The organism is Streptomyces sp. NPDC034049, assembly GCF_055575575.1.
Genome location: NZ_JBVISJ010000001.1, coordinates 535,484 through 551,027, shown reverse-complemented (window position 1 = coordinate 551,027; position 15,544 = coordinate 535,484). Strand labels below are relative to the sequence as shown.

Sequence of the window (15,544 nt, the reverse complement as noted above, 5' to 3'; positions counted from 1 at the left end):
GTGGTACGACGAAGGCGGCGACCCCTCGGAGGGGGTCGCCGCCTTCGTCGTACCACTGGCGCGCGAGGCGCCACCGCGCGGGCGGGGCTCAGCTGAAGGAGTCGCCGCAGGCGCAGGAACCCGTCGCGTTCGGGTTGTCGATCGTGAAGCCCTGCTTCTCGATGGTGTCGACGAAGTCGATGGTGGCGCCGCCCAGGTACGGGGCGCTCATGCGGTCGGTGACGACCTTCACACCGTCGAAGTCCTTCTCCACGTCGCCGTCGAGCGAGCGCTCGTCGAAGAAGAGCTGGTAGCGCAGGCCGGAGCAGCCGCCGGGCTGAACGGCGACGCGCAGCGCCAGGTCGTCACGGCCTTCCTGGTCGAGCAGGGCCTTGACCTTGGCCGCGGCGGCGTCGGTCACGATGATGCCGTCGGTGACGGTGCCGGTCTCGTCCGATACGGACATCTACATCTCTCCCGGGTTGTACGGAGACTGCTTGCCGACGATTGCAACCGCCGGAGCCCCGGATTCATTCCGGGCCGCGCGGAATTCGTGCGCGTCTCTCTTCATGCTCGCACATGGCCGGTGGAACCTGTCCCGAACTCCGCGCCGGGATTCATGTCACATAGACGCTATGGCCGTCGTCAACGTGACGTGAAGCGGTTATGATAGATAACGTCAATTCGACGAAAAGGATAGCCCGGATGTCCCGCCGACCCTCCCCCGGGCGGCGAGCCGCAGAACAGAAAGGGTGCGTGTCGTGACCACCGCCCAGACCCAGGAGCTCGACGTACAGCCGACGCCCCTCGCCCTGCTGCTGCTCGGCCGCGAGGCCGACCCGAGGAGCGAGCGCGGTGTCGAGTGCCCGGGTGATCTCCCCTCCCCGTCCGACCCCGACCTCGTCGAGCGCGCCCGCGCGGCCAAGGAGAAGCTCGGGGACAAGGTCTTCGTGCTCGGCCACCACTACCAGCGCGACGAGGTCATCCAGTTCGCGGACGTCACCGGCGACTCCTTCAAGCTGGCCCGCGACGCCGCGGCCCGCCCCGAGGCCGAGTACATCGTGTTCTGCGGTGTGCACTTCATGGCCGAGTCGGCGGACATCCTCACCGGCGACGAGCAGAAGGTCGTCCTGCCGGACCTGGCCGCCGGGTGCTCCATGGCCGACATGGCCACCGCCGAGCAGGTCGCCGAGTGCTGGGACGCGCTGACCGAGGCCGGCATAGCCGAGCAGGTCGTGCCCGTCTCGTACATGAACTCCTCCGCCGACATCAAGGCCTTCACCGGCAAGCACGGCGGCACGATCTGCACCTCCTCGAACGCGAAGCGGGCCCTGGACTGGGCCTTCGAGCAGGGCGAGAAGGTCCTGTTCCTGCCGGACCAGCACCTGGGGCGCAACACCGCCGTGCGGGACATGGGCATGTCGCTCGACGACTGTGTCGTCTACAACCCGCACAAGCCGAACGGCGGCCTGACCGTCGAACAGCTGCGGGCGGCGAAGATGATCCTGTGGCGCGGCCACTGCTCGGTGCACGGCCGCTTCAGCCTGCAGTCCGTGAACGACGTGCGGGAGCGGATCCCGGGCGTCAACGTGCTGGTCCACCCCGAGTGCAAGCACGAGGTCGTGGCGGCGGCGGACTACGTCGGGTCGACCGAGTACATCATCAAGGCCCTGGAGGCCGCGCCCGCCGGTTCCAAGTGGGCGATCGGCACCGAGCTGAACCTCGTGCGGCGGTTGGCGAACCGTTTCGCGCCCGAGGGCAAGGAGATCGTGTTCCTCGACCGCACGGTCTGCTTCTGCTCCACGATGAACCGCATCGACCTGCCCCACCTGGTGTGGACCCTGGAGTCCCTCGCCGAGGGCACCCTCGTCAACCGCATCGAGGTGGACAAGGAGACCGAGGCGTTCGCGAAGCTGGCGCTGGAGCGGATGCTGGCACTGCCGTAGCCCTCTCGCGGCCGTGCCCCTGGGGACGGCCGTCCCGCACGGAGCAGGCGCTCACCCCGACTCGGCGGGTTCCCGGTCGGGGTGGGCGGGGTCGAGGGAGAAGAGCGTGCCGTCGGCGACGGCCACCACCAGCGCTCCCTCCTGGGGGCTCGCCCAGGGAGTGCCCTGGATGGACCAGGTCGGCGTGGTCCGGGGCAGCGTCTCCCACAGCAGGGTGCCCTTGACCCTGTCGAGCGCCGCGACCCTGCCGGTGTCGCTGACCAGGTAGAGGGTGCTCGTCGCGGCGTCGTACGCGGGCGCGCCCGGCCGTTCCAGACTGGTCCTGGTCCGCCACAGCAGCTCGCCCGTGTGCGGTGACACGGCGGTCACCTGGCCGCCGGACCGGGTGAACACCAGCACGCCGTCCGCCAAGGCCACCCGGCCCCGTCCGTCTTCGCCCGTCTTCGTCACCACACGGGTCCCGGTCTCCAGGTCCACGAGCAGGGTCCTGTCGTACGCCGGGTCGCTGCCGGGGCCCGCGTCGGTGCGCTCGGTGTCCTCCGTGACCAGGACCAGATCTCCCTGCCGCACGCCCAGGAGGACGCTCTCCAGCGGCACCTTCACGGTTCTCGCCGAGCCGTCGACGCGGTCCACCACGAGGACCCGGGACTCCGCGTTCGCCGCCTTGGCGTCCCGGGTCACCGGACGGCAGTGCGCGTACGTGCCCGCTCCGGCCGTCGTGAACACGCAGTGGTGGCCGGCGGGCATCGGCAGGGACCAGCGCTCGGCGCCCGTGCGCGCCGAACGGGCCGTGACCGTCCGGCCGTCGGGTTCGGCGGTGACGACGAGGTCGCCGATCACGGCCGGGTCGAGGTCCGTGCTGCCCACCCGGCGCGTCCACAGCCGCTCACCGGTGTCCGCGTCGAGGGCGACGAGATCGACCGGGTCCACCACGGGTTCACCGCTGAAGACGGTCTGCTGCACGAGGACGGTGCCGTCCCGGACACCGAGGATCCCGGCGTAGTACCGGTCCCGCACGGTGGTCGTCGGCGCGATGCTCGCGCGCCAGATGGTCCTGCCGGTCCGGCCGTCGACGCGGACCGGGAGAACGCCCGAGCCCCCGCAGTAGACGTCCTTCCCGTGCACCTGGCAGGAGGGGGCGCCGCCGTTGTTGCCGTCCTCCGCGGGCAGCGCCCGGCGCGCGCCCGCCGCCGCCGTCGCGAACAGCGTCGTCTGCCAGGGCTTCCAGCCGCTGGGCGGTGGCGTCCAGCGGGAGGTCGGGGACGGCGCGGGTGTCGCCGCGTCGCCGCCGCGCGCCTGACCGGGGCCCAGCAGGTAGGCGGTCAGCCCGAGGACCAGCGCGCCGACGGTGCCGGTCGCGGCGAGCAGGGCGCGGAGACGGCGGCGGGTGGGGGGCGGGGTCGGCGCCGGGTCCGCGCCGGTCTCCAGGTGGGTCTCCGTGGCGACGGCAGCGGCGTCCTCGCGCCGGGTGACCGCCGGCAGGGACCCCGGCTCCGGCTCCGGCAGGACGGCCTCGAACTCCCGCGCCAGTTCGTCGAGTCCGGGCCGGTCGGCGGCCTTCTTGGCGAGACAGCGCGTCAGTACGGCGCCCAGCCGCGGGTCCACCCCGTCCAGCAGCGGTTCGTCGTTCATCACCCGGTAGGCCGTCAGATAGGGGCTGTCCGCGTCGAAGGGGCCCCGCCCGGTGAGGGCATACACCAGCAGCGTGCCCAGTGAGAACACGTCCGAGGCGGGGCCCGCCGTACGGGCGTCGGTGAGCTGTTCCGGGGACATGAACGGCGGGGTGCCGATCATCTGGCCGGTCTCGGTCAGGGAGAGGTTCTCCGCGGCGCGCGAGATGCCGAAGTCGATGACCCGGGGGCCGTCGTCCGCCATCAGCACATTGGCCGGCTTCAGGTCCCGGTGCACCACACCGGCCCGGTGGATCTCCCGCAGCGCCTCCACCAGCCCCAGGGCCAGGGGGCGCAGTTCGGTGTCACGGAGCGGGCCGTGGTCGCGGATCCGCTGGGCGAGCGAGCGGCCGGGCACGTACTGGGTCGCCATCCAGGGGCGCTCCGCCTCCGGATCGGCGTCCACGACCGCCGCGGTGAAGGCGCCGCTGACCTTGCGGACGGCCTCGATCTCCTGGCGGAACCGGCTGCGGAAGACGGAGTCCTGCGCGTACTGGGCGTGCACCACCTTCACGGCGACCTCGCGGCCGGAGCGGGATCTCGCCCGGTAGACGACACCCATGCCGCCGGTGCCGAGCCGGTCGACCACTTTGTACCCGCCGACCGATCTGGGGTCGTCGCTGCGCAGCGGCACGCCCTGGTCCCTCCCCCCGACAAGCAGCCCGACTAACGGTGAGAGGCACAGGATACGTATGGGCGACGCGCGGCGGCCGGGCCGCGGACCCCATGGTTCCGCGACCCGGCCGTCTGGACCTCACGGGGTGTCAGACCCCGGCGGGCTCCGGCTTCTCCGCCTCCGAGCCGGACTCCGGCTTCGTCGGCCCGGATGCCTTGCCCGCCCGCTTCAGGGCCTTCTTCTTCGCCCGGCGCTCCTTGCGGATCTCGATCATCGTGTAGAGGGTCGGGACCAGCAGGAGCGTCAGCAGCGTCGACGTGATCAGACCGCCGATGACGACCACGGCCAGCGGCTGGGCGATGAAGCCGCCCTCACCGGTGATGCCGAGCGCCATGGGCAGCAGCGCGAAGATCGTCGCCAGTGCCGTCATCAGAATCGGGCGGAGGCGGTGGCGACCGCCCTCGATGACCGCCTCGACGGTGCCGTAGCCCTGGCGGCGGTACTGGTTGATCAGGTCGATCAGCACGATCGCGTTGGTCACCACGATGCCGATCAGCATCAGCATGCCGATCATCGCGGGGACACCCATCGGCGTGCCGGTGACGATCAGCAGGCCGATCGCGCCGGTGGCGGCGAACGGGATGGAGACCAGCAGGATCAGCGGCTGGACCAGGGACCGGAAGGTCGCCACCAGCAGCATGAAGACGATCGCGATGGCCGCGAGCATCGCGAGGCCGAGGGAGGCGAAGGCCTCGTCCTGGTCCTCGGAGACACCGCCGATGGACGCGGTGGCGCCCTCGGGCAGCTTCAGGGCGTTCAGCTTGGCGGTGAGGTCGGCGCTGACGGCTCCGGTGTTGTCGCCCTTGGGCTTCGCCGTGATCGTCGCGGCCCGCTGGCCGTCGATCCGGGTCATGGAGACCGGGCCGTCCACCAGTTCGACGTCCGCGATGTCGGCGAGCTTCACCGGGCCCAGCGGCAGGTCCCGCAGCTCCTCGACGGTCTCGGCGGGCTTCGCCGACCTGATGACGATGTCCCGCTCGGTGTCGTCGAGGATCGCCCGGCCGCTGGTCGTGCCGCGGACGGCCTGCGCGACGGCGGCGCCGAGGGTCTGGTCGTCGAAGCCGGCCGCGGCCGCCTTGTCGGTGGCCCGCACCGAGATACGCGGCACGCTCTGCGCGAGGTCGCTGGTGACGTCCGAGACGTTGTCCATCGTCGAGACCGCGTCACGGACCTGCTCGGCGGCCTTGCGCAGGACGCCGCCGTCGGCGGCCTTGACGACCACGCTGAGGTCCTGGCTGCCGAAGGCGTCGCCGACCGCGACGGTCGTCGTACCGATCCCGGAGAGCCCGGCGAGGCCCTTCTCGATCGTGGCCTGGACGCCCGCGGCGTCGGCCGAGTCGTCCAGCATCACGCTGTACGAGGCCTGGTTGGTGTCGGTGCCCCCGCCGAACGCGGCCATGAAGCCGGAGGAGCCGACGGTGACCTGGTAGTCCTTGACGCCCTTCGTGCCGGCGAGCAGCTTCTCGACCTTCTTCGTCTGCTCGTCGGTCGCCGCGAGGCTGGTGCCGGGCTTCAACTCCTGCTTGAGGCTGAGGACTTCCTGGTCGCCGGGGTCGAAGAAGTTCGTCTTCAGCAGCGGGGCCATGCCGAACGTGCCGATCAGGACGACGGCCGCGATGACGAGGCTGGTCACCCGGCGGCGGGTGGCGAAGCGCAGGACGGGGACGTAGAAGCGCTGCAGACGGCTCCTCGCCTCCTTCTCCTCGGCCTTGCGGCGCGCCTCGTCGGCGTCCGCGGGCGTGCCCTTCGGCGCGCGCAGGAACCAGTACGACAGCACCGGGACCACGGTCAGCGAGACCACGAGGGAGGCCAGCAGCGCCGCCGTCACGGTCAGCGAGAAGCTGCCGAACAGCTCGCCGACCATGCCGCCGGTGAGGCCGATCGGGAGGAAGACCGCGACGGTCGTCAGGGTGGAGGAGGTGACCGCGCCGGCGACCTCGCGGACCGCCTTGAGGATGGCCTCCTCGCGCTCCTCGCCGTAGCCGAGGTGCCGCTTGATGTTCTCCAGCACCACGATCGAGTCGTCGACGACCCGGCCGATGGCGATGGTCAGCGCGCCGAGGGTGAGCATGTTGAGGGAGAGGTCCCGGGTCCACAGCACGATCAGCGCCAGGACCACCGACAGCGGGATGGAGACCGCGGTGACGAGGGTCGAGCGGATCGACGCGAGGAAGACCAGGATGACCAGGACCGCGAAGACCAGACCGAGGGCGCCCTCGGTGGTCAGTCCGTCGATGGACTTGGAGACCGCCGGGCCCTGGTCGCTGACCACGGTGACGGTGGCGCCGGAGCCCAGGTCGCGGCGCATGTCCGCCAGCTTGTCCTCGACGGCCTCGGAGATCGCGACCGCGCTGCCGTTCCGGTCCATGGTGACCATGACCGCGAGGCTCGGCTCACCGTTCGTGCGGGTGACGGAGTCGGCCTTGGCCTGCTCCTCCTTGACCGTGGCGACGTCGGCGAGGCGTACGGGCTTCTTCGTGCCCTCGCCGCGCACCATCAGGTCCTCGATCTGCTCCAGCGAGGTGTAGCCGCCGCCGACCTGGACGGTGCGGTTGGCGCCGTCCTCGTCGAAGGAGCCCGCGGGGACGGTGACGCCGCCGGCCTGGAGGGCCTGCGAGAGGGCCATCGTGGTCAGGCCCGCCTTCGCCAGCTTCGCGTCGTCGGGGGTGACGGTGACCTGGAGGTCCCGTACGCCGTCGACGGTGACCTGGCCGACGCCGTCGATGCCCTCCAGCGTGGGCACCACGGTCCGGTCGAGCCGGTCGGCGAGGGCCTGCTGGTCCTCGCCGGAGGAGACGGCGAGGACGACGGTCGGCATGTCGTCCGTCGAGCCCGCGATCACCTGCGGGTCCACGTCGTCCGGCAGCTGCGCCCGGACCCGGTTGACGGCCTGCTGCACGTCGGCGACGAGCTGGTCGGTGCCGGGGCCGTAGTCGAAGGACGCCATGATCAGGGCGTTGCCCTCACTGGCGGTGGAGGTGACGCCCGTGATGCCGTCGACGCCTTCGAGGCTGTCCTCGATGGGCTCGACGACCTGCTTCTCGACCACGTCCGGGGACGCGCCCTGGTAGGGAGCGAGCACGGACACCATGGGCAGTTCGATGGTGGGCAGCAGCTGCTGCTTGAGCTGGGGTATCGCGATCGCCCCGAAGACGAGCGCGATGATCGACATCAGACCGACGAGGGCCCGTTGTGCGAGGCTGAACCGGGACAGCCAGGACATGGGTCAGGGTCTCTCTTCTGTGGCGTGAGCGGGTGACGAACGCCCATGCCACATGCGGCGTGCTTCCCCCCATGTGTCGCCCGTGTGAAGCGGATGTGAGCGCTCACCTCATACCTTGGGCCATCGGGACCCCTGTTCCCTCGCTCCCCAGGGCCATTTCCTTATGCCGCGCATACTCCGAGTGGAGTAGTCCCCGGTGGCTGTCAGTCCACCCTCGGTCGTACCAGGCCCGACTCGTACGCGAAGACCACCAGCTGGGCCCGGTCCCGGGCGCCGAGCTTCGCCATGGCCCGGTTGACATGGGTCTTCACGGTCAACGGGCTCACCTCCAGCCGCTCGGCGATCTCGTCGTTGGAGAGCCCGCCGGCGACCTGGACGAGCACCTCGCGCTCGCGGCCGGTCAGGGTGGCGAGCCGCTCCGAGCGGGCGGCGGCTCCGCCCTCGCCGTCGGCCGAGTCGTCCGGCTGGGCGAGGAACCGGGCGATCAGGCCCTTGGTGGCGGTGGGCGACAACAGCGCCTCGCCGCCGGCGGCCACCCGGATCGCGTTCAGCAGTTCGTCCGGCTCGGAGCCCTTCCCGAGGAAGCCGGAGGCCCCGGCGCGCAGCGACTGCACGACGTAGTCGTCGACCTCGAAGGTGGTGAGGATGACGACACGGACCTGGGCGAGCGTCGGATCGGCGCTGATCATGCGGGTGGCGGCGAGGCCGTCCGTGCCGGGCATCCGGATGTCCATCAGCACGACGTCGGCCCGCTCCTCCTTCGCGAGCCGCACCGCCTCCGCCCCGTCGGAGGCCTCCCCGACCACCTCCATGTCCGCCTCCGAGTCGACGAGCACCCGGAACGCGCTGCGCAGCAGCGCCTGGTCGTCGGCGAGCAGGACACGGATCGTCATACGGGGTCCCCCGGTGCGCTGGTCACGGTCGTACGGCCGCCGCCCCGACCGTGCGGCTCACGGTCGTACGGCTTCCGCGGTGGTCGTTCGGGTCGTGAGCGGCAGGATCGCATGGACCCGGAAGCCGCCGCCGTAGCGGGGGCCGGTGGTGAGGGTGCCGTCGAGCGCGGCGACGCGTTCGCGCATACCGAGCAGCCCGTGCCCGCCCCCCTCGGGGGTCTCGGGGTTCCCGTCGTCCGCCGTCGTCCGTCCGGTGCCGTTGTCGAGGACGGTGATCTCCACGTTCGGGCCGACGCGTACGACGCTGACCTCGGCCTTGGCCGCCTCGCCGGCGTGTTTGTGCACATTGGTGAGGGCTTCCTGGATGACGCGGTACGCGACGAGGTCGACGGCGGCCGGGAGGCTCACGCACTCGTCGGCGCGGACCACCTCGACCGCGAGGCCCGCGCTGTGGAAGGTGCCCACGAGTTCGTCGAGCCGGACCAGGCCGGGGGCGGGTTCGGTGGGCGCCTCGGGGTCGCCGGACTGGCGCAGCAGACCGACCGTGGCGCGCAGTTCCCCGAGCGCGGAGCGGCTGGCCTCGCGGACGTGGGCGAGGGCCTCCTTGGCCTGGTCGGGCCGCTTGTCCATGACGTGGGCGGCGACCCCGGCCTGCACATTGACGAGGGCGATGTGGTGGGCGACGACATCGTGCAGGTCACGGGCGATGCGCAGGCGTTCCTCGGCGACCCGGCGGCGGGCCTCCTCCTCGCGTGTCCGCTCCGCGCGTTCGGCGCGCTCCCTGATGGCGTGCACGAAGGCGCGGCGGCTGCGGACCGCGTCCCCGGCGGTGGCGGCCATGCCGGTCCAGGCGAAGATGCCGATGTTCTCCTGGGCGTACCAGGGCAGCGGCCCGGCGAGCATGGCCGTGCCCGTCAGCACGGTCATCGTGAGCAGGCCGACGCGCCAGGTGGTGGGGCGGTCGGTGGCGGAGGCGACCGTGTAGAGGGCGATGACGGCGGACATCGCGACGGGGGCGCGCGGGTCACCGGTCACCAGTTCGGCGACGGTGAGCGCGCAGGTCGCCGCCAGCACGGCCATGGGGGCGCGGCGGCGGGCGACGAGGACGGCGGCGGCCGGCACCATCAGCGCGATGCCGAGGGCGTCGGGGGTGCGGGCGCCCCACTTCTCGCCGTGGGCGGCGTGGGGGTCGACGAAGGCGCCGGCGACCATCGCGACGAGGACGCCGAGGGCGAGGGCGGCGTCCAGCGCGAGGGGGTGCGCGGTCAGCCAGGTCCTGGCCCGGTGGAGGGTGCTCACGACTGTTTACGGTACGGGGCGGTCGGTGGCGGCGGAACGGGTGGTGGGGAACCGGGGGTGGGGGTGCCTTCGGGGTGGGCAGGGCATTGGTCGCCCCGCCGCCCCTACCCGTCCCATCCGTACAAGGGGCTGCGCCCCCTTGACCCCCAGGCGTCCGTCCGGTGGGGGCGTCTCGCGCAGTTCCCCGCGCCCCTGAAAGAGGCCTGCGGCCCTTCGGGCGGTCCAGCTGCCCTCAGCCCGGGATCAGGCCGTCGTCGCTCAGCATCTGTTGGACCTCTTCCAGCGTCGCGTCCGGCGCCGGGAGGATCAGTTCGGACGGTTCCAGGGAGTCGTCGGGCAGGGGGGTGCCCAGTTCGCGGACCTTGTCCAGGAGGGCGTGGAGGGTGTGGCGGAAGCCCGGGCCGTCGCCCACCTCCATTTCCGCCAGGAGTACGTCGTCCAGCTTGTTCAGCTCGGCGAAGTGGACGTCGTCCAGCCTCACCTGCCCCTCCCCCATGATCCGTACGATCATGTCGCCCTCCTCGGGACGAGAGACGCCTGGTCGGCTACTTGTCGAAGCGCGGGGTGTCCTGGCGCTGGGACTGCTGCTGCGGCGCCGACTGGCCGGTGCCGCCCTCGATGGCCTGCTGCTGTGCGGACGGGCCGCCCGCCAGCTCCGCCTTCATGCGCTGGAGCTCCAGCTCGACGTCCGTACCGCCGGAGAGGCGGTCCAGCTCGGCCTGGATGTCGTCCTTGTGCATCCCGGAGGGGTCGTCGAGGGCGCCGGAGGCGAGCAGCTCGTCGATGGCGCCGGCGCGGGCCTGGAGCTGGGCCGTCTTGTCCTCGGCGCGCTGTATGGCGAGACCGACGTCGCCCATCTCCTCGGAGATGCCGGAGAACGCCTCGCCGATCCGGGTCTGGGCCTGGGCGGCGGTGTACGTGGCCTTGATCGTCTCCTTCTTCGTACGGAAGGCGTCGACCTTGGCCTGCAGGCGCTGGGCGGCGAGGGTGAGCTTCTCCTCCTCGCCCTGGAGGGTGGAGTGCTGCGTCTCCAGGTCCGTCACCTGCTGCTGGAGCGCGGCACGGCGCGAGAGGGCCTCGCGGGCCAGGTCCTCGCGGCCGAGCGCGAGCGCCTTGCGGCCCTGGTCCTCCAGCTTCGAGGACTGGGACTGGAGCTGGTTGAGCTGAAGCTCCAGGCGCTTGCGGGAGGTGGCGACGTCGGCCACACCCCGTCGCACCTTCTGGAGCAGCTCCAGCTGCTTCTGATACGAGTAATCGAGGGTTTCGCGCGGGTCCTCGGCCCGGTCAAGGGCCTTGTTCGCCTTCGCGCGGAAGATCATCCCCATACGCTTCATGACACCGCTCATGGGCTTCGCGCGCCCCCTTCTGACGGACTCCAGCTCACAGGTCTGCGACAGAACCCACAGTACGGGCCCTGCATCCATTACCGCACTGTTCGGGGACGGATGCGGTCATCCCCAAGGACGACTGTGTACGGCGCCGCTCCGGCGTAGGGAGTAGGTGTTCCCCGGGGTCATGTACGGGCCGACCCCCGGTACCGCCTCAGCCACACCACGGACGAATCGTCGCCTCGCTCCCCCTTTTCCGATTTTCTCCGGCTTTACGGGTCTCCCCGTCCACTGTCGCCCCAGCTCTGTCTCCAGTACGGACGCCGGGTGTTGCCGGATCGTTCCCCACTCGGCTGGGGTCCATGCCCCGGCACCCCGTACCCTTGGGCTTTGTGTTCCGAAGCCGCGCCAAGAGCGAGAAGGAATCGGCCGCCGACAAGGCGCCGGTGACCGACTCCAAGCAGACCCGTCACCCGCAGGCCCCCAAGGGGCGCCCCACCCCGAAACGGAGTGTGGCCCAGGGGCAGCGCCGTAGCGTCGCCAATACGCCGACGACCCGCAAGGAGGCCGCCAGGCGCTCCCGCGACGAGCGCCGTACCGCGATGGAGAAGCAGCGCCAGGCGCTGGCGACCGGTGACGAGCGGTATCTGCCGGCGCGGGACAAGGGCCCGGTCCGCAGGTTCGCCCGTGACTACGTGGACTCGCGATTCCACATCGCGGAGTTCTTCCTGCCGCTGGCCGTCATCATCCTCGTGCTGAGCATGGTGCAGGTGCCCTCGCTGCAGAACATCGCGCTTCTGCTGTGGCTGTTCGTGATCGTGCTGATCGTGGTCGACTCGATCAGCCTCGGGTTCCGTCTCAAGAAGCAGCTGAACGCGCGCTTCCCCGACGCGAACAAGAAGGGCGCCGTGGCCTACGCCCTCATGCGCACGCTCCAGATGCGTCGCCTCCGGCTGCCCAAGCCGCAGGTCAAGCGCGGAGAGCGGCCCTGAGCACGACCCCTTTCTCCGAAGGTGCCGCGCAGGCATGGCTGAACCGACTGGGCACCCTGCGTGAGGTCGTACGACAGGAGCTGGTCTCCCGTCAGGTCGACGAGCAGATAGCCGGACGCTTCCCCGTGGGGCAGCGGCTCCGGGTGCTCGACGTGGGCATGGGGCAGGGCACACAGGCACTGCGGCTGGCCCGTGCCGGGCACGCGGTGACCGGGATCGAGCGGGAGCCGAAGCTGATCGCCGTGGCCCGGGAGGCGGTCGCCGCCGAGCCCGAGGGCATTCGCGGGCGGATGCGGATCGTCGAGGGCGACGGCCGGGACACCGGGGTGCACTTCCTGCCGGGCAGTTTCGACGTGGTGCTCTGTCACGGGGTCCTTATGTACGTCGAGGAGCCCGACGCGCTGCTGGCCGGGCTGGCGCGGATGCTGGCGCCGGGCGGGCTGCTGTCGCTGCTCGTGCGCAACGGCGACGCGCTCGCGATGCGGGCGGGGCTCGCCGGGGACTGGGCCGGGGCGCTGGCCGCGTTCGACACCACCGCGTACCGGAATCGGCTCGGGCTGGAGGTGCGGGCGGATCGGCTGGGGACGTTGACGGACACGCTCGCGGGGATCGGGGCGCCGTTGCGCGCGTGGTACGGGGTGCGGGTGTTCACGGATCTGGCCGCGGATGACGCGGGGGTGCCGGAGGGGGTGGGGGATCTTGATGTGCTGCTCGCGGCGGAGGAGCGGGCCGGGCGGACGGATCCCTATCGGCAGGTGGCGGCGTTGTTGCACCTGTGTGGTGTGCGCGGCTGAGCCTTTCTCGCCCCCGCCGCCCCTACCCGTCCCATCCACCAGGGGCTGCGCCCCTTCGACCCCCAGGCGTCCCTTCGGTGGGGGCGTCTCGCGCAGTTCCCCGCGCCCCTGAAAAAGCAGGGGCTGCGCCCCGTGCTTTTTCGGGCCGGAAGGCCGGAGGCCTTTCAGGGGCGCGGGGAACTGCGCGAGAAGCCCCACCCACCCGCACCCGTCGACGCACCCGCACCCCCGAGTTCTGCCGCGGGGATCGGGGCGGAGCCCCGGACAGGAGACCCCGCCCACCGCGGAGCGCTACGCGTCCTGCGCGTGCAGGCTCATCGGGCCGTAGATCTCCGTCGTGTCCTCGAAGAGGCGGACCTGGTCGGCGCCGCCCTCCAGGAGCGCTTTCCAGTGTTCTCCGATCCACGACTCGGCATCCCCCTGGGTCGTGAACTCCTCGGGCTGGACCGCGGGCTGGACCTCCGTCCCGTCGGCCTTCTCGAAACGCCACGTCCATGCCGCCATGTGAGCCTCCGTAAGTACCGGCCCGGCACCGCACTCGGCGCCGAGCAAGATCCGGTTCCCCCCTGAGCCTAGTCGGACGCGCAAGACCTGCGGGTGTTCATCGGGACGCGGGAAAATCGTCGGTGTGGAACTGACATTGCTCGGCACCGGCGCCCCCGCGGGACTCCCCCGCCCCGACTGTCCGTGCGCGGTGTGCGCGACCGCGCTCGGTGAGGCCGCGCGCGGGGCGACCGCGCTGCTCGTGGACGGCACACTGCTGCTCGACCTCACGCCCGGCGCGGCCCTCGCGGCCGCGCGCGCCGGGCGCACGCTCACCGGAGTGCGGCAGGTACTGCTGTCGCACCCGCACGACGGGCCCGCCGTGGAGGTGCCGGCGGGCCTGCCGCAGCCGGTGCGGGTGCCGGACGGGCGGGAGTTGGCGCTGCTGACCGGGCACCGGGTGCGGGCCCGGGCCCTGGACGCGCCCGGCACCGGGTACGCGGTGACCGGTCCGGGCGGACAGCGGCTGCTGTATCTGCCGCCGGGGGGCGCGCCCGCCGGCATGGAGGGGCCCTCGGAGCCGTACGACATGGTCGTCCTCGATGTGCTGGGGCGGCCGGACGCGCTGGCGCGGCTGCGCGCGGTGGGGGCGGTGGCTCCGACGACCGATGTGGTCGCCGTGCACATCGACCACGACGTGCCGGCGGACGGCGAGTTGCCCCGTCGGCTCGCGGCGGCGGGCGCGCGGACCGTGCCGGACGGGACGACGCTGGCGGTGGGCGCCTCCGAGGACGGGCCCGACGTGCCGCGCCGCACGCTGGTGCTCGGCGGGGCGCGCTCGGGGAAGTCGGTGGAGGCGGAGCGGCGGCTGGAGGCGTTCCCGGACGTGCTGTACGTGGCGACCGGTGGGACGCGCGGCGGCGACGGCGAGTGGGCCGAGCGGGTCGCCGCCCACCGTGAGCGGCGACCCGGTTCCTGGCGCACGGTCGAGACCTGCGACCTCGTCCCGCTGCTGAAGGACGACGACGGGGCACCGCTGCTCATCGACTGTCTCTCGCTGTGGCTGACGGACGCCATGGACGCGGTGGGGGCGTGGGACGACGCGGAGTGGGCCGGCGGCGGGGAGCGCGCGCTCCGGGCGCGTGTCACCGAACTCACCGACGCCGTACGGCACACGCGCCGCACGCTGGTCGCCGTCTCCAACGAGGTCGGCTCCGGCATCGTCCCCGCCACCGCGTCCGGCCGCCGCTACCGCGATGAACTCGGCCGTCTGAACGCGGCCTTCGCGAACGAGTGCGAGCACGTGCTGCTGGTGGTGGCGGGGCAGGCCCTGACGCTACGGGGTTGAGGGGTCCGCCGGTTCGGCCTCCGGCGCTCGGGGGGTTGCGGGGGCGTCCGGGGGCGCGGCGCGGCGCGCGAGGATGCGGTGCGCGCGGGGCGGGAGAGGGGTGCATGGGCGGGCCGTGAGGATCTCGAAGCCGAGGGAGCGCAGTTCGGCGAGCAGGTTGCGCAGGGGCACGAGGTGCAGGGGACGGGGGCGGTCGTGCGGCTTCCACAGGCGGCGGTTCCTGCCGGGCAGCGCGCCGAACGGGCGGGCCGGGTCCGGGACTTCGAGGAGAAGATGGCCGCCGGGGCGCAGCACCGCGCGGGCGGCGCGCAGCTCCTCGCGGGGATCCGCGGTGTGTTCGAGGTGGTGGAACATGCTCACCACGTCGTAGCGGGCGCGCAGCCGCGCGGTGATCGCGGGGTCGGTGAGCAGGCCCCGGTACGCCTCCTCCACCCGCCCGGCCTCCCACGCCCGGTCGACGCGCGGGGTCGGGTCGAGGCCGTCGAAGGAGGTGTACGGGTGGATCTCGCGCGCGACCTCCGGGAAGTGGCCGTGGCCGGTGCCGACGTCGAGCCAGCCCTCCGGTTCGGGGTACGGCAGCAGCGCGCGGGCGGCCCCCCGCAGGTGTCGGCGGCGTCGTCGTCCGACGGCGTCGGCGCCGAGGCCGTCCTCGCCGGTGTGCCGGTGATACCGGAGCAGCAGTCCGTCCGCCGTGGGGCGGGGGTTCTGGAAGGAGTGCGCGCAGTCCCGGCACTCGTCCACCACGAACGTGCCCGGCGTGCGCCGTTGACCCTCCGGCGCGCGCACCCGCGTACGCAACTGCCGCGAGCCGCACCACGGACAGTCGTCCCGGCGCGGTTCGTGGAAGGGGTCGACTCCCTCGGGTGGGCCGGGCTCCGGCCGCGGGGTGGGGGGCATGGCGGCTCCTGGGGAC

At 72.1% G+C, this 15,544-nt stretch carries 13 protein-coding genes; 4 read left to right on the top strand and 9 right to left on the bottom strand.

The window, feature by feature from the left end:
- Positions 1 to 88 precede the first annotated feature (88 nt).
- Complete coding sequence (locus ACZ52C_RS02430; protein ID WP_059080740.1) at positions 89 to 445, bottom strand: HesB/IscA family protein; 357 nt, start codon at positions 443 to 445, stop codon at positions 89 to 91.
- A 295-nt stretch (positions 446 to 740) separates the two neighbouring features.
- Here ACZ52C_RS02430 and nadA point away from each other — a divergent pair, with 295 nt between their 5' ends.
- Positions 741 to 1,925 carry a quinolinate synthase NadA gene (gene nadA, locus ACZ52C_RS02425; protein WP_469073016.1) on the top strand — a complete coding sequence of 395 codons (1,185 nt, stop codon included), beginning with the start codon at positions 741 to 743 and terminating at the stop codon, positions 1,923 to 1,925.
- A gap of 51 nt (positions 1,926 to 1,976) precedes the next feature.
- Here the strand turns inward: nadA and ACZ52C_RS02420 are convergent, their stop codons facing one another.
- The 6 genes from ACZ52C_RS02420 to ACZ52C_RS02395 all read right to left on the bottom strand — a co-directional run bounded on the left by ACZ52C_RS02420 (position 1,977) and on the right by ACZ52C_RS02395 (position 11,032).
- Complete coding sequence (locus tag ACZ52C_RS02420; protein ID WP_469073015.1) at positions 1,977 to 4,229, bottom strand: protein kinase domain-containing protein; 2,253 nt, start codon at positions 4,227 to 4,229, stop codon at positions 1,977 to 1,979.
- A gap of 130 nt (positions 4,230 to 4,359) precedes the next feature.
- The gene (locus ACZ52C_RS02415; protein ID WP_469073014.1) at positions 4,360 to 7,494 is read right to left on the bottom strand and encodes an efflux RND transporter permease subunit; all 3,135 of its coding nucleotides are present in this window, start codon (positions 7,492 to 7,494) and stop codon (positions 4,360 to 4,362) included.
- Between the two features lie 203 nt (positions 7,495 to 7,697).
- Complete coding sequence (locus ACZ52C_RS02410; protein WP_319100117.1) at positions 7,698 to 8,387, bottom strand: response regulator transcription factor; 690 nt, start codon at positions 8,385 to 8,387, stop codon at positions 7,698 to 7,700.
- 57 nt (positions 8,388 to 8,444) lie between these two features.
- Positions 8,445 to 9,686, bottom strand: coding sequence for a sensor histidine kinase (locus ACZ52C_RS02405; RefSeq protein WP_469073013.1), 1,242 nt, complete (start codon positions 9,684 to 9,686; stop codon positions 8,445 to 8,447).
- Positions 9,687 to 9,918: 232 nt separating this feature from the next.
- Complete coding sequence (gene pspAA / locus ACZ52C_RS02400) at positions 9,919 to 10,197, bottom strand: PspA-associated protein PspAA (RefSeq protein WP_469073012.1); 279 nt, start codon at positions 10,195 to 10,197, stop codon at positions 9,919 to 9,921.
- 34 nt (positions 10,198 to 10,231) lie between these two features.
- Positions 10,232 to 11,032 carry a PspA/IM30 family protein gene (locus tag ACZ52C_RS02395; protein ID WP_060884980.1) on the bottom strand — a complete coding sequence of 267 codons (801 nt, stop codon included), beginning with the start codon at positions 11,030 to 11,032 and terminating at the stop codon, positions 10,232 to 10,234.
- A gap of 344 nt (positions 11,033 to 11,376) precedes the next feature.
- Between ACZ52C_RS02395 and ACZ52C_RS02390 the strand changes: the two genes are divergently transcribed.
- Positions 11,377 to 12,006: a DUF3043 domain-containing protein gene (locus tag ACZ52C_RS02390; protein WP_469073011.1), complete on the top strand. Its 630-nt coding sequence runs from the start codon at positions 11,377 to 11,379 to the stop codon at positions 12,004 to 12,006.
- 158 nt (positions 12,007 to 12,164) lie between these two features.
- Positions 12,165 to 12,800 carry a class I SAM-dependent methyltransferase gene (locus tag ACZ52C_RS02385; RefSeq protein WP_469073414.1) on the top strand — a complete coding sequence of 212 codons (636 nt, stop codon included), beginning with the start codon at positions 12,165 to 12,167 and terminating at the stop codon, positions 12,798 to 12,800.
- 291 nt (positions 12,801 to 13,091) lie between these two features.
- On the opposite strand, the gene ACZ52C_RS02380 is transcribed toward ACZ52C_RS02385, so the two are convergent.
- Positions 13,092 to 13,304: a hypothetical protein gene (locus ACZ52C_RS02380; protein WP_033528198.1), complete on the bottom strand. Its 213-nt coding sequence runs from the start codon at positions 13,302 to 13,304 to the stop codon at positions 13,092 to 13,094.
- Positions 13,305 to 13,428: 124 nt separating this feature from the next.
- On the opposite strand from ACZ52C_RS02380, the gene ACZ52C_RS02375 reads away from it, so the two are divergent.
- A complete protein-coding gene (locus ACZ52C_RS02375) occupies positions 13,429 to 14,631 on the top strand; it encodes a bifunctional adenosylcobinamide kinase/adenosylcobinamide-phosphate guanylyltransferase (RefSeq protein WP_469073010.1) in 1,203 nt (400 codons plus the stop codon).
- Here the strand turns inward: ACZ52C_RS02375 and ACZ52C_RS02370 are convergent.
- Positions 14,620 to 15,528, bottom strand: a complete 909-nt coding sequence (locus ACZ52C_RS02370; RefSeq protein ID WP_469073009.1) for a class I SAM-dependent methyltransferase — start codon at positions 15,526 to 15,528, stop codon at positions 14,620 to 14,622. The two genes, ACZ52C_RS02375 and ACZ52C_RS02370, sit on opposite strands and share 12 nt — an antisense overlap.
- Between the last annotated feature and the right edge of the window lie 16 nt (positions 15,529 to 15,544).